13 protein-coding genes and 1 tRNA gene are annotated in these 13,762 nt (G+C 66.4%); 10 read left to right on the top strand and 4 right to left on the bottom strand.

All coding sequences use genetic code 11. The features are described from left to right. Positions 1 to 337: 337 nt before the first annotated feature. Positions 338 to 829: a YajQ family cyclic di-GMP-binding protein gene (locus QNO08_RS14275; protein WP_229964823.1), complete on the bottom strand. Its 492-nt coding sequence runs from the start codon at positions 827 to 829 to the stop codon at positions 338 to 340. Positions 830 to 957: 128 nt separating this feature from the next. Here QNO08_RS14275 and QNO08_RS14270 point away from each other — a divergent pair, with 128 nt between their 5' ends. The 5 genes from QNO08_RS14270 (at position 958) to QNO08_RS14250 (ending at position 5,530) form a co-directional block, all read left to right on the top strand. Beyond that, complete coding sequence (locus tag QNO08_RS14270) at positions 958 to 1,341, top strand: hypothetical protein (RefSeq protein ID WP_229964824.1); 384 nt, start codon at positions 958 to 960, stop codon at positions 1,339 to 1,341. A gap of 125 nt (positions 1,342 to 1,466) precedes the next feature. Then, positions 1,467 to 1,548, top strand: a tRNA-Tyr gene (locus QNO08_RS14265). 182 nt (positions 1,549 to 1,730) lie between these two features. Continuing rightward, the gene (trxA, locus tag QNO08_RS14260) at positions 1,731 to 2,129 is read left to right on the top strand and encodes a thioredoxin (RefSeq protein WP_229964825.1); all 399 of its coding nucleotides are present in this window, start codon (positions 1,731 to 1,733) and stop codon (positions 2,127 to 2,129) included. 271 nt (positions 2,130 to 2,400) lie between these two features. Next, positions 2,401 to 3,618 carry a formaldehyde dehydrogenase, glutathione-independent gene (gene fdhA / locus QNO08_RS14255; protein ID WP_229964826.1) on the top strand — a complete coding sequence of 406 codons (1,218 nt, stop codon included), beginning with the start codon at positions 2,401 to 2,403 and terminating at the stop codon, positions 3,616 to 3,618. A 313-nt stretch (positions 3,619 to 3,931) separates the two neighbouring features. After that, complete coding sequence (locus QNO08_RS14250; RefSeq protein ID WP_229964827.1) at positions 3,932 to 5,530, top strand: ammonium transporter; 1,599 nt, start codon at positions 3,932 to 3,934, stop codon at positions 5,528 to 5,530. A gap of 17 nt (positions 5,531 to 5,547) precedes the next feature. Here QNO08_RS14250 and QNO08_RS14245 read toward each other — a convergent pair whose 3' ends face one another. Continuing rightward, a complete protein-coding gene (locus QNO08_RS14245) occupies positions 5,548 to 6,537 on the bottom strand; it encodes a DNA-3-methyladenine glycosylase family protein (RefSeq protein ID WP_229964828.1) in 990 nt (329 codons plus the stop codon). A 125-nt stretch (positions 6,538 to 6,662) separates the two neighbouring features. Here QNO08_RS14245 and QNO08_RS14240 point away from each other — a divergent pair, with 125 nt between their 5' ends. Together QNO08_RS14240 and QNO08_RS14235 are read left to right on the top strand one after the other, a co-directional pair. Beyond that, positions 6,663 to 8,042 carry a cystathionine beta-synthase gene (locus tag QNO08_RS14240; RefSeq protein WP_229964829.1) on the top strand — a complete coding sequence of 460 codons (1,380 nt, stop codon included), beginning with the start codon at positions 6,663 to 6,665 and terminating at the stop codon, positions 8,040 to 8,042. 13 nt (positions 8,043 to 8,055) lie between these two features. Further along, on the top strand, positions 8,056 to 9,204 hold the full coding sequence (locus QNO08_RS14235) for a cystathionine gamma-synthase (RefSeq protein ID WP_229964830.1): 1,149 nt from the start codon (positions 8,056 to 8,058) through the stop codon (positions 9,202 to 9,204). Between the two features lie 27 nt (positions 9,205 to 9,231). On the opposite strand, the gene QNO08_RS14230 is transcribed toward QNO08_RS14235, so the two are convergent. Both QNO08_RS14230 and QNO08_RS14225 read right to left on the bottom strand, forming a co-directional pair. After that, positions 9,232 to 9,675, bottom strand: coding sequence for a hypothetical protein (locus QNO08_RS14230; RefSeq protein WP_229964831.1), 444 nt, complete (start codon positions 9,673 to 9,675; stop codon positions 9,232 to 9,234). Further along, positions 9,672 to 10,853: an amidohydrolase gene (locus tag QNO08_RS14225; RefSeq protein WP_229964832.1), complete on the bottom strand. Its 1,182-nt coding sequence runs from the start codon at positions 10,851 to 10,853 to the stop codon at positions 9,672 to 9,674. The genes QNO08_RS14230 and QNO08_RS14225 overlap by 4 nt, the downstream gene beginning before the upstream one ends. 128 nt (positions 10,854 to 10,981) lie before the next feature. Between QNO08_RS14225 and QNO08_RS14220 the strand changes: the two genes are divergently transcribed. From QNO08_RS14220 to QNO08_RS14210, 3 genes are read left to right on the top strand one after another with little or no spacing between them, the layout of a single operon-like run. Then, complete coding sequence (locus tag QNO08_RS14220; protein ID WP_229964833.1) at positions 10,982 to 12,280, top strand: glycosyltransferase 87 family protein; 1,299 nt, start codon at positions 10,982 to 10,984, stop codon at positions 12,278 to 12,280. Positions 12,281 to 12,329: 49 nt separating this feature from the next. Next, positions 12,330 to 12,827, top strand: coding sequence for an NfeD family protein (locus QNO08_RS14215; RefSeq protein ID WP_229964834.1), 498 nt, complete (start codon positions 12,330 to 12,332; stop codon positions 12,825 to 12,827). A 26-nt stretch (positions 12,828 to 12,853) separates the two neighbouring features. Continuing rightward, the gene (locus QNO08_RS14210) at positions 12,854 to 13,516 is read left to right on the top strand and encodes an MOSC domain-containing protein (RefSeq protein WP_229964835.1); all 663 of its coding nucleotides are present in this window, start codon (positions 12,854 to 12,856) and stop codon (positions 13,514 to 13,516) included. Positions 13,517 to 13,762: the final 246 nt, after the last annotated feature.

Raw genomic sequence — 13,762 nt, 5'->3', positions numbered from 1 at the left:
AGTCTAGATGACAAACCGGCCCATGTGGCGCCGCTGAGCTGCGGCCGGTCGCTGTGCTTTTCGAATGAACGATGAGCTCCTGGAATAAATTGTGGGCTCAGCTGACCGTCGGAGCCCGGCTTGAATCTCAGAATTGGTCCAAGAGGTGTCGGCCCGGGGGCATGCCCAGGCACAATCAACAATCACACTGAACACTTACAGCCACCTCTGGCCGACTGCTGCGGACAAGACGAGGACCGCAGCCGATGGTCTGATGGCTGCGGTCCTCGATAATCCTGCGGACTCAGTGCGGACTGAGGCCAACTATTCAGGCCTGACTAGGCCATATGTGTGTGGTCTAGCGGAAGTTGATGAACTGCAGGTCCACGTCCACGTCGGCACCCTTGAGCAGGGCCATGGTGGCCTGCAGGTCGTCGCGGGACTTGGAGGTCACGCGCAGCTCGTCGCCCTGGATCCGGGAGTTCACGCCCTTGGGCCCCTCGTCGCGGATGATCTTGTTGATCTTCTTGGCCTGGTCCTGGGCGATGCCTTCCTTCATGGAGGCCTCGATCCGGTACTCCTTGCCGGAGGCGAACGGCTCGCCGGCGTCGAGCGACTTCAGGGAAATGCCGCGCCGGACCAGCTTGGACTGCAGGACGTCAAGGACCGCCAGGACCCGCTCCTCTGAGTTGGCCTTCATGAGGATGTTCTCCCCGCTGAAATCCACCTCGGCGCCGACTCCCTTGAAGTCGTAGCGCTGGGACAGTTCCTTCTGCGCCTGGTTCAGGGCGTTGGCAACTTCCTGTTTGTCGATCTTGCTCACAACATCAAATGATGACTCGCTGGCCATGGGCGCTCCTTGCAGTAGTTTTTTCTCCTGCATCCAGCCTAGTAGCTCCGGGCTTCGGTGGCAGCCCTCACAGGTTCCACTCAGGCTATCCCGGGACTTGTCCCATCTTCTGCCGCGACAGTGTGGGGGTGACTACGACAGGAAAGCACCCGGAAGCCCCCCGCCCCCGACGCACCCATCTGAGCAGGCTCCGCACCGCGGCCGCAGGATCCGTTCTGGCAGCGGTATCGATTACGGGGGTGGGGGCTGCCGCCGCACCGGCCTCCGCCGCGGAGCTGCGGTCCTTCCTGGCACCGCTGGACCGCCCGGGAGAAGCCGCGGGCTCGCCGGGCAGTGACACGCCGGGCAGTGACACGCCGGGCAGTGACACGGACCGCAGGACATCCGATGAGGGAAGGCTGCTGGGCATCCGGCAGGACCTGGCGAATGCCGTCGCCTGGGGCTCCGTGACGCAGCAGCAGGCGGATCAGTTTTACACGCAGATGCAGTCCCGGATCGCCCGCGGACTGTAGTGCCGGGTGCGGCGGCGGGCTCCGGAAACAGCCGCTCCCGCCGCCGATTCGTATCTTGGGCAAAAGTTCTGTAAAGTTGTTTAGGCCGCAGTCGCTTGCGGCGAATCTTCATCACGAAGATGTTCGGCAGATTACCCGAGCGGCCAAAGGGGGCTGACTGTAAATCAGCTGGCAACGCCTTCACTGGTTCGAATCCAGTATCTGCCACCGAACGGAAAGAGCCCGCTCCACCAGGAAACTGGCCGGAGCGGGTTTTTTCTTGCCCGGAAACGGCCGTGCCCGGCGGGCCGCGACAGCCCGGACGCTCCATGATTCAGGCCTCAGCCGCACCCTTCACCGCTGAGCGAACACGTAGAGACATCTCCACACCTGCCGGATAGCGTTGGAGGATGGCAACTATTGACATCACCGAGGCAACGTTCCCCGAGACCATTGAGGAAAACGACATCGTGTTCGTGGACTTCTGGGCAGACTGGTGCGGCCCGTGCAAGCAGTTCGCACCGGTGTACGACGCCGTTTCCCAGAAGCACGACGACATCACCTTCGCGAAGGTGGACACGGAGGCCGAGCAGGGCCTGGCAGCCGCTGCCGGCATCACCTCCATCCCCACCCTGATGGCGTTCCGCGAGAAGGTCCTGGTCTTCTCCCAGCCCGGTGCCCTCAACGCTTCCCAGTTCAGCGAACTGGTGGACGCGGTCAAGGGACTGGACATGAAGGCCGTCCACGAACAGATCGCAGCGCAGGAGAACGGGCAGGCAGCGGCCGGCTCGGACGGGCAGGTCAGCTAACACCCGCTCAGCAGCACAGACTGCAAGACCGCGGAGGTTCCCCGAAGGGGAGCCTCCGCGGTCTTTTTTAACCGTCCCGGCACCCTGTTCCGGGCACCCCGGCGGCGGTAGGATCGGACGCACCTTGAGCGGAACCGGGCCAGCCGAGAGTTTCTCAGCCGAGAGTTTCTCAGCCGAAATTTTCCCAGCAGCATTTTCGAGACACGCTCCCGGAAATCCCGACCGCCCGCGAGGCTCACAGTCAACGACGATAAGAGCGAGGCGAAGACCTATGAATGGAAACCGCGGAGTTGCCTACATGGAACCCGGTGTCGTGGAAGTCCAGGACATCGACTATCCAACGTTCGAGCTGAAGGACGGTCCGGGGGTCAACCCGGCCAATATCGGCCGCAAATTGCCTCACGGTGCCATCTTGAAAGTGGTGACCACCAATATCTGCGGTTCGGACCAGCACATGGTCCGCGGCCGCACCACCGCACCGCCGAACCTGATCCTGGGGCACGAGATCACCGGCGAAATCGTGGAAACCGGCCCCGATGTGGAGTTCCATTCCGTGGGAGACCTGGTCTCGGTTCCCTTCAACATTTCCTGCGGACGATGCAAGAACTGCAAGGAACGCAAAACCGGCATTTGCCTGAACGTGAATCCGGCCCGGCCGGGCGCCGCCTACGGATATGTGGACATGGGCGGCTGGGTAGGGGGCCAGGCCGAGTACGTGATGGTGCCGTACGCGGACTGGAACCTGCTGCGGTTCCCGGACAAGGACCAGGCGATGGAGAAAATCCTGGACCTGACCATGCTCTCGGACATTTTCCCCACCGGGTACCACGGGGCCATCACGGCGGGCACGCGCGTGGGCTCCACCGTGTACATCGCCGGCGCCGGTCCCGTGGGGCTGGCAGCCGCTGCCAGCGCGCAGCTGCTGGGCGCCGCCGTCGTCATCGTCGGCGACCTGAACGAGGAACGCCTGGCCCAGGCCCGCAGCTTCGGCTGTGAAACTGTTGACGTGTCCAAGGGCGACCCCAAGGACCAGATCGAGCAGCTGCTCGGTGTGCCGGAAGTGGACTGCGCGGTGGACGCCGTCGGCTTTGAAGCCCGCGGACACGGACACGGCTCGGGGACGGAGGCACCGGCCACGGTGCTGAATTCCCTCATGGACATCACTGCCGCCGGCGGAGCGCTCGGTATTCCGGGTCTCTATGTCACCGGCGATCCCGGCGGCGTGGACGAAGCGGCCAAGGTGGGCTCGCTGTCCCTGTCGCTGGGGACCGGCTGGGCGAAGTCGCTGTCCTTCACCACCGGGCAGTGTCCGGTGATGAAATACCACCGGGACCTGATGATGGCGATCCTGCACGACAAGGTGCAGATCGCCAAGGCCGTGAACGCGACGACCATCAGCTTGGACCAGGCGCCGGAGTCGTATCAGGAGTTCGACTCCGGGGTGGCGCGCAAATACGTCATCGATCCCAACGGGATGGTGCCTGCCTAGCGGCTCACCGCCCGCACCGCCCGCACCGCCGCGCCTCAGGGCCGGCACACCACCACATCACAACGCCACAGCGCAGCCCAGGGGCCGGAACCGCACGGTTTCGGCCTCTGGGCTGCGCTGGGTGAAGGGGTGTCTTCCGCTGCTTCCGGACCGGGACGTACAGTCGTTGAACCGGAATTCCAGCCGTATCTGCGGCTCGGGGGCCTCCAAATACTCACCAATGCAGCGTTGGAAACGGGGATGCCATGTCCGCTCGCGAGCCTGCCGATCACCACAGTTGTCCCGTTCCGCCCGCAGCCGGGGGAGTCCGGCCATGAACGGGGACACCGCCTGGGTTCTCATCTGTGCAGGCCTTGTCCTGTTCATGACTCCGGGCCTGGCGCTCTTCTACGGGGGCATGGTCCCGGTCCGGAACGTTCTGACCATGATGATGCAGAACATCATTCCGCTGGGCATCATTACCGTCACCTGGGTGCTGGTGGGGTACACGCTGGCCTTCAGCAACAGGGGCAACTCGCTGGTCGGGGAGTTCGACGCGTTTGCCCTCATTACCGTGGATACCCCGCAGTTCCATACCGTGGCGGCGGGGGTGACCATTCCGGCGCTCGCCTTTGTGGCGTATCAGATGATGTTTGCCATCATCACCCCGGCGCTGTTGACGGGAGCAACTGCGGGGCGGCTGAAATTCGCCGGCTGGACCGTGTTCCTTGCGGCCTGGTCCATCCTCGTGTATCCGCAGGTGGCTCGCTGGCTGTGGCATCCGAAGGGATGGCTCGTGCAACTGGGCGCGCAGGACTGGGCCGGCGGAATAGTGGTGCATGCCTCCGCGGGAGCCGCGGCCGTTGCTGTCCTTCTGGTGGCGGGACGGCGCCACGGCTGGCCGAACCTTAAAACCTCCCCCAACAACCTGCCCATGATGCTGGTCGGCGCCGGGATCCTGTGGTTCGGCTGGTTCGGGTTCAACGCCGGAGACGGCCTGCAGGCAAATGACATTGCCGCCCAGGCGCTGGTCAACACCCACGTGGCCGGCGGTGCGGCGATGCTGACCTGGCTTTTGGTGGAACGGCTCAGCAGCGGCAACTCCACCTTGGTGGGCGCGGCGTCCGGTGCCATCGCGGGCCTGGCGACCATTACCCCCTGCGCCGGGTATGTGAGCACCGGGGCAGCCCTGCTCATTGGGCTGATCGCCGGCTGCGTGTGCTGCTTCGCGGTGCGGCTGAAGCACGTCCTGCATTACGACGACGCCCTGGACGTTATTGCCGTCCATTTCGTGGGCGGGGTGCTGGGGTCGCTGCTCCTGGGGTTCTTCGCGGACAGCTCCGTCAACGCGGTCAGCGAGGACGGGGTCTTCACCGGCGGCGGGGGACTGCTTCTCTGGCACCAGGTGGTTGCCGTTGTCTGCGTGGTGCTGTTCTCCTTCGTCCTGAGCTGGATTCTGGCCGCTGTCATCAGCCGCACCATAGGTCTCCGCGAACCCGGCCCCGAGCAGGAGGACCTGGACCGCGTGCAGCAGGGGGCGTCCGGCTACGCGCTGAGCGGGATCATTTCACGGCCGACGACAAGCGGCCGGAGCGCCGAGGACGGCCTGTTCGCCGGCAGGAACACGGACAGCCGCATCGGCCCGCCGGCGTACCTGCTCAGCGCCGTGCTGGACACGGGCCGGATCGACGGCCTGCGGGACGCGCTGCTGATGGCCGGAGCCCGGTCACTGGAACTGGCGGATGCCGCGGTGTACTCCGGGACGGTCCGCACGGAGAACTTCCGCGGACAGAAACGGAAACTGGACTTCGATGACCGGCTGCGCGTCTACGCGGCTGTCGACAGCGACCACGAGGAGGCAGTCGTGTCGGTGCTCAAGCGCTTCGGAGCCGATCCGTCATCGATCTACCGGGTGGCGATTGAGCCGCACTAACCCCGTCCGGGGCGCCGTCAGCGGCGCCGGTGGTCTTCCGGTGACAGCCGCGGGCCGAACGCCTGCTTGCGGAAACCGCTCAGCACCAGCAGGCGCACCACCCGCTGCCGGTGGCCCAGCCAGGGCCGGAGCAGGGTGAGCATCCCGGCGTCGTCGGTCCGCCGTCCGGTCAGTGCCTCGCCCACGAACGCCGCCAGATGATAGTCGCCCACCGACACGGAGTCGGGGGCTCCGTGGGTGCGCTGCGTGATTTCAGCGGCGCTCCAGGGGCCGATCCCGGGAACCGAACACAGGCGTTCCGTCAGGTCCGGGCCGAGCGGAACGGCGGCCAGCCGCTCCAGGCCGGAGGTGACGGCGCAGGAGCGCAGGATGGTGCCCGAGCGGTGCGAATCCACGCCCGCCCGGTGCCAGTCCCAGCTGGGGACCCGGCGCCACTGGGCCGCCGTCGGCGGAACCTTCAGCCCCGCCGGCACCGGACCGGGCGCGTCGACGCCGTACCTGGTCACCAGGTACCGCCAGGAGTAGTACGCCTCCATCGCCGTCACCTTCTGCTCCAGGACCACCGGCACAATGCTGTCGAGCATCCTTCCGGTGCTGGGCAGACGCAGGCCGGGATGGCGGCGGCGGGTCTCGGCCACAGCCGGGGGCAGGGTGGCGGTGAAGCCGGGCTCGTCGAAGGCCGTCCAATCATCGGCGTCTCCGAGCAGCGCGGGAACGCCGGCCAGCGCACACTCGGCGCCCGGACCCCAGGCACGGGCGAGGATCCTGGCGCCCGGCGCAGGAGCGGGCTGCTCGCGAAGCGCCAGGGTGGCGTTGCCCTCCGGTGTGGCGAAGGCAAGCCAGGCGACGCCCGGGCCGAGCCGCACCGAGGGGTCCTTCCGGCCGTGGGCCAGGATGCCCAGTGACAGGGCCAGGGAAAACGGGCGGCCGGACTCCCACAGCAGGGACAGGGCTCCGGCTCCCGCGGCAGCGGACACCGGCACGGACACCGGGATGGACACGGACATATCTCCATCGTCGCACGCACCGCTGACGCTGCCGGGCCCCGGTAAGGAACGGCCCGTGTGGCTTTTGCTACGCCGGGTTCCGCGGAAAGCTGGACCGGTCCTGCCGAACAAGTAACGTGTTGCACATGAAGTATGCAGATACAGTCCTGGACCTGATCGGCAATACCCCGCTGGTGAAGCTGCACAACGTGACCGATGGCCTTGCGGCCACGGTGCTGGTGAAGCTGGAATACCTGAACCCGGGCGGCTCCATCAAGGACCGCATTGCGGTCCGCATGATCGAGGCGGCCGAACGCGAGGGCAAACTGAAGCCCGGCGGCACCATCATCGAACCCACCAGCGGCAACACCGGCGTCGGGCTCGCCCTGGTGGCGCAGCAAAAGGGCTACCGGTGCATCTTCGTCACGCCGGACAAGGTGGGCGTGGAGAAACGCGACGTGCTGCGGGCCTACGGCGCCGAAGTTGTGGTGACACCCACCGCGGTCGCCCCGGAAAGCCCCGATTCCTACTACGGGGTTTCCGACCGCCTGGTGCGGGAGATCCCGGGCGCGTACAAGCCGGACCAGTTCTCCAACCCCGCCGCCCCGGCCAGCCACTATGAGAGCACGGGTCCCGAAGTCTGGCGGGACACCGACGGCACGGTGACCCATTTTGTGGCCTGCGCCGGAACCGGCGGCACAATCACCGGCACCGGCCGGTACCTGAAGGAAGTCTCGGCGGACCGCTCGTCGGGCGCGGTCCGCATCATCGCCGCCGATCCGGAGGGATCGGTCTACTCCGGCGGCACCGGGCGCCCCTACTTCGTGGAGGGAGTGGGCGAGGACATGTGGCCGGACAACTACGATCCGTCGGTTCCGGACGAGGTGATTGCCGTCAACGACACGGAATCCTTCGCCATGACCCGCCGCCTGGCCCGCGAAGAGGGACTGCTGGTGGGCGGGTCCTCCGGCATGGCGGTGGTGGCTGCCCTGCGCGCGGCCCGGGACCTGGGGCCCGACGACGTCGTCGTGGTCCTGCTGCCGGACAGCGGACGCGGATACATGGGCAAGATTTTCAATGACGAGTGGATGCGCTCCTACGGGTTCCTGCAGGGAGCCGAGCAGGAAGCCTCGGTGCGCGACGTGCTGGCCACGAAGGACGGTTCGCTGCCGGATCTGGTGCACACCCATCCGAACGAGACGGTCCTGGACGTCATCAACATCCTCAACAAATACGGCGTTTCCTGCATCCCGGTGCTGTCCCAGGAACCACCGGTGCGGATCGGCGAGGTCCTGGGATCCGCCGATGAGCGCTCGCTGACGGAAAAGCTGTTCCGCGGCGAGGCCAAGCCCACTGACAGCATCCGCGACCATATGGGACCGCAGTTGGCGATGGTCGGCGCCGGCGACTCGGTGGCCGCGGCGAAGGAAAAGCTGCAGGAGAACGACGCCGTCATGGTCACCTCCGAGGGCGCGCCGGTGGGAATACTCACCCGGCACGACCTGCTGTCCTACATGAGCATCTAGCAAGGAGCGAACCATGAGTGAAGGCTTCAACACCCGCGCGATCCATGCGGGCCAGACCCCCGACCCCACCACCGGAGCGGTCATTCCGCCGCTGTACCAGAGCACCACGTTCGCCCAGGACGGCATCGGCAACCTGCGCAACGGCTATGAATACGGCCGCGGCACCAATCCCACCCGCGACGCCCTGCAGGATCAGCTTGCCGCGCTGGAAGGCGGCGCCCATGCCTATTCCTTCAGCTCGGGGCTGGCCGCCGAGGACTCTCTGATCCGCGCCCTGCTGGCGCCGGGCGACCACATCGTGCTGGGCAACGACGCCTACGGCGGCACCTACCGGCTGATTAACAAGGTCCTCGCCGGCTGGGGCATCACCAATGCCGCGGTGGACATGTCCGACGTCGGGGCGCTCACTGCTGCGATCGCCGCCGGCAACACCAAGATGGTGTGGCTGGAGACGCCGTCGAACCCGATGATGAAGATTTCCGACATCGCCGCCGTCGCGCAGGCCGCGCACGACGCCGGAGCCTGGCTGGTGGTGGACAACACCTTTGCCTCCCCGTACCTGCAGCAGCCGCTGGCCCTGGGCGCGGACATCGTGGTGCATTCCACCACCAAATACATCGGCGGGCACTCCGACGCGGTGGGTGGCGCGGTCATCCTGAACGACGACGCCGCCGCCGAGAAGATCGGCTTCATCCAGTTCGCCGTCGGCGCGGTGTCCGCGCCGATGGAAGCCTGGCTGACCACCCGCGGGCTGAAGACCCTGGGGGTGCGGATGGACCGCCACTCCTCCAACGCCATGGCGGTGGCCAAGTGGCTGCGGGAGCAGCCGGCCGTGGAAAGCGTGCTCTATCCGGGGCTGGAGGACCATCCCGGCCACGACCTCGCCAAGGCGCAGATGAAGGACTTCGGCGGGATGGTCTCGGTGTCCTTCAAGGGCGGCGAGGCCGCGGCGCGCACCGTGGCCGAAGCCACCCGCGTGTTCACGCTGGCCGAGTCCCTGGGCGGCGTGGAGTCACTGATGAACTACCCGTCCGAGATGACGCACGCCTCGGTGAAGGGCACCGAGCTGGCGGTGCCGGAGAACCTGCTGCGGCTCTCCGTGGGAATTGAAGACCTCGAGGACCTGATCGCTGACCTGGAGCAGGCGCTGGCGACGCTGTAGGAGGCCTTCGGCCGCCGGCAGATGCTGCTAGCGGCCGAAGAGCCGGCGGCGGGCCTTGGGCTCACGCTCCTGGAAGAACCTGCTGCTCTGCGGAAGCCAGAGCAGCAGCACGCACAGCAGCAGCACCGAGCCGACGGCGATCAGCGCCGGGCCGCGGAAGAGCAGCGGAATCCCCACGATCACTCCCACGGTGGTGAGGGTCTCCCGGGCGCTGCGTTTGCCGGCGCGGAGGCGGAAGACGCAGAAGCCGATAACCAGCGATACCGCCAGGACCACCAGCCCCAGCACTGTCAGCCCGGCGCCGTCGCGGTGCTGGGTGCCGGCGGAAACGATGAACGAAACACCGGCCACGGCCACCAGGGCGGCGGCGGCGAACCAGGCTGCCGAGGCGGCCCGGATGATGCCGGGCAGCGGGGTGCGGGGAACGTTCCGGGCGCTGCCCGCAGGCCGGCGTCGTGCAGCTCCCGTCACGGGCGGCCAGCCACCACGGGGGTGCGGGTTTCGGTGTCGTAGCGGTAAACCTCCCGGCCGCCGATCCACACCGTCAGGGCCCGCTGCATGACATCGAGCGGATCCCCGCTCCAGAGCACGACGTCGGCATCCTTGCCCGCCTCCAGGGACCCGATGCGGTCCGCCAATCCCAGGACTTTGGCCGGGTTAATGGTGACGGAACGCAGCGCGGTTTCCCGGTCCAGTCCTTCCTTCATGGCCAGGGCCGCCTGATAGATCAGGAAGTTGATCGGAACCACGGGGTGGTCGGTGATGATGGAGATTTCCACGCCGGCCTCGGCCAGCTTCGCGGGGTTTTCCATGCTGCGCCGGCGCAGCTCCACCTTGGAGCGGGTGGTGAAAAGCGGTCCGATCAGGACCGGCACGCCGCGCTCGGCCAGCACATCGGCCAGGAGGTGGGCTTCGGTGCCGTGGTCCAGGACCAGGTCGTAGCCGAACTCGTCAGCCAGCCGCAGGGCGGTGCCGATGTCGTCGGCACGGTGGGCGTGCTGGCGCCACGGGATTTCCCGGCGCAGCACCATGGCGAGGGCATCCATCTGGGGGTCGCGGGCGTCGTCGTCGTTCTTGCCCAGGTAATTCTGCGCGTCCATGAACGCCTTGCGGATGACCAGCGCCGTGCCCAGACGGGTGGAAGGGGTCTGCTTCTTGTCGCTGTAAATCCGTTTGGGGTTCTCGCCGAGGGCCGACTTCAGGCCGCTGGGGGAGCGGAGGACCATTTCCTCCACATAGCGGCCGTGCGTGTGCAGGGCCACGGCCAGCCCGCCGATGGGATTGCCGGAGCCGGGATTGATGTTCACCGCCGTGACTCCGCCGGCCAGGGCGTCATCGAAACCCAGATCGTCCGGGTTCACCGCGTCAAGGGCACGCACCCCGGCCATCACCGGATCGGTCATTTCGTTGGTGTCGTTTCCGGCCCAGCCTTCACCCTCCTCGTGCACGCCCAGATGGGTGTGGGCGTCCACCAGGCCGGGCAGCAGCCACTTGCCCCCGGCATCAAGCACCTGCGCGCCCTCCGGGACCCGGACGTCGGGGCCGAGGTCCAGGATCTTGCCGTCCGCGACCAGGAGCGTGCCGGTGAACGGCGGCGCGGTGACGGGAACAACATGGGCGTTGACGATGGCCATAACCGGTGCGGGCATGAGCAACCTTCCGTTCTCTGATCGAGTCCGCCCAGCCTATCCTGCGCCCTGACAGTCCGCAGATGGACGCCCCCGCCGGTAGACTTGCGAACGTTAATATCTAGGCTGGCTGTAGTGCAGGGAGAATCATGGGCCTGAAGACCCGATCCGGGATGGTCCGGCTGGCAGCAACTCTGGCAGCGCTCCTCGCGGCGGCAGCGATGATCACCGCCGCGTTCGTTATTTCACCCCGGCACGGCCTGGATTTCAGCGTTTACCTCTCCGGCGGACAGAGCGTGCTCGACGCCGGCGGAGAGCTTTACACAAAGCAGCTGCAGTACCGCGAGGGCAGCAGCCTGCTGTTCACCTATCCGCCGTTTTCGGCCCTCATGTTCGCCGTGCTGGCGCCCTTCGGACAAAGCCTCGGGTTGAACATCTTCACCGGCATTTCGCTGCTGATTGCCGCCGCCGCGTCAGTGCTGGGCGTGCGCTACGCTTTCCGGCAGCCCAGCGTGCGCGCGGTGCTGAAGCATCCCTGGCTGCGCCCGCTGGCGCTGGCGGGCTTCGGCTTCGTGGTGCTGCTGGGCCCCTGGCGCGAGACCATGGCGTTTGGCCAGATCAACATTCTGCTCTTTGGCCTGATCATGGCGGACTTCCTGATCCGGCGCGACAGCTGGCCACGGGGCCTGCTCACCGGCGTTGCCGCAGGCCTGAAGCTCACGCCGCTGGTCTTCGGCCTGTACTTCCTGGCCCGCGGGGACTGGCGCGGCCTGCGCAACATGGCCTTCGGCTTCCTGGCGACCTTCGGACTGGGTTTCCTGATCCTGCCGCGGGAATCACGCACCTTCTGGGTTGATCTGCTGCCTGACACCTCCCGCATCGGCGGCGCCGGCTACGTGGACAACCTGGGCCTCAAGGGCGCCATCCTGCACTTCGCCGGCCCCGACTTTCCCGTGGACCTGCCCTGGCTGCTGCTGTCCCTGCTGGCCGTGGCCGCCGCAGCGCTGATCATCATGCTGGCCGGCAACCGCGGCGACCGGTTCACCGCCGTCGCCGCCACAGCACTCCTCATGCTGCTCATCTCCCCGGTGTCCTGGTCCCACCACTGGGTCTGGGTGGCCCTCTTCATCCCCGTACTGGGACGCAACATCGCCGACCTCACGGCGAAGGGCACCGGGCAGCGCACCGCCGGCATCATTCTGCTGGCCTCGGCCTTCCCGATTTTCCTGCTCTCACCCAAGTCCATCGGCGGGCTGATGGGTGCTCAGAACCTGGATTCCCAGGTGGTGGCACCGTGGCTCATGGCCTCCAGCATCGGCGTCTTCTGGGGGATTGCAGTGATGGCCTGGTGGGCCGCGGTCCTGTGGCGGAACCGTCCGCCGCGCTGGTGGAAGCAGCCGGTCCAGCTGCGTGTCGAGCCGCCGCGGGTGAAGAACGTCCAGCCCTAAGCGACGTAGAATCCGGTCAGCGAAAAGACGACCGAAAAGGTGGACCGCAATGATCTACGTTTGGGGCGGGGCCTGGGCCCTCGGCATTTGGGCCCTGCTCAATAATTTCCGGCGTGGACGCGCAAATGTTCCGCCCTTATTGTGGTGGGCCGGACTGCCGTTCTGCCTCGTGGGCGGGATGATGCATGCGGTTTCGGGTTCACCGTACGCCGGTTTGGCAGCGGGCCTGCTCGCCGCCCTCCTGGTGCATTTGCCGGCCGCTGCGCGGAACAACAAAAAGATAGTCCGCAAGAAAGATGCTCCCTCTTACATCGGCCGGCAGGGAGTTGTCACGAGGCCGCTTTACAGCCTCGACAAGGGCAGGATCAACCTGGAGGGACGGGTCCGGATCGATTCTGACCGGAACGTCTATGCCATCACCGTGGGAACAACTGAGAAGGTGGAGATCCCCAAGGGCGGCCGGGTGCGGATTGTCGGCCACGACGGCGGTGACCGCCTCGTGGTCGAGCCGTTGGAAAACTTCGCCGCCGGTTATCTGCTGCATTGACCGGCCCGGATCGTAGGATGATCCGCATGAGCTCCGGAACCCTGCTGGCGGTCTGCCGCGTCCACGAACTTCTGCCCACCTCCGATTCCACGGGCGTCACTGCCATCGACAAGCGCCCGGCCGCCGGACCGGTTAAGGTGTACGGCCTCGGTTTGAGCGGGGATCTGCAGGCCAGCCGCAAACATCACGGCGGGGAGTCCAAGGCCGTCTACGCCTATTCGCAGGACGACGCCGACTATTGGGCGGCAGAGCTGGGCACGGAGATCATGCCCGGGCTGTTCGGGGAAAACCTGCGCATCGCGGGCATCCCGGTATCCGAAGCCGTGATCGGAGAGCGCTGGCAAATCGGGGCAACAACCCTGCTGGAGGTAACGTGCCCGCGGACGCCCTGCCGGAACTTCGCCGTCCGGATGCAGCAGCCCCGCTGGGTGGCCCGGTTTGCCGAGGCCGGCAGGGTGGGCACCTACCTGCGCGTCGTTCGGAACGGCACCATCAGTGCCGGGGACACCGTGTCCGTCATCCACCGCCCCAACCACGGGGTGACCTCAGGGGATGTTTTTCGCGGGGTGTCGGGCGAACAGGCCCGGCTGCTGGCCCGGGCAGAGGCCAACGGGGAGCTCAGGCTCTCGCCGGAACTGCAGAAAATACTGCGGAAACTGCACCGCCGCCAGGCCGCCGCAAATGCGTAAATCCGGCCCTCAAACCGCCAATTCACCACCCCTGTGCCCAAGCTCACCGTCCAGTATGGACGGGCGGGTCCCCGCATGCCGTACACTTGAAACATCCCCCACTCCGGTATTCCCTTATTGTCCTGCGGTTTCTGACCGCAAGTTACGTTGTGTTGGGGCTCGCGTTTTCGAATGCGGGCAGATTCATCTTTTGGGAGCGCCGGCAAAGAAATCGTCACACCGGCCCACGTCACAATCCAGTGAAAT

It is taken from the genome of Arthrobacter sp. zg-Y820 (genome assembly GCF_030142155.1).
Lineage (GTDB): Bacteria > Actinomycetota > Actinomycetes > Actinomycetales > Micrococcaceae > Arthrobacter_B.
This window is presented reverse-complemented; position numbering and strand designations above follow the sequence as displayed.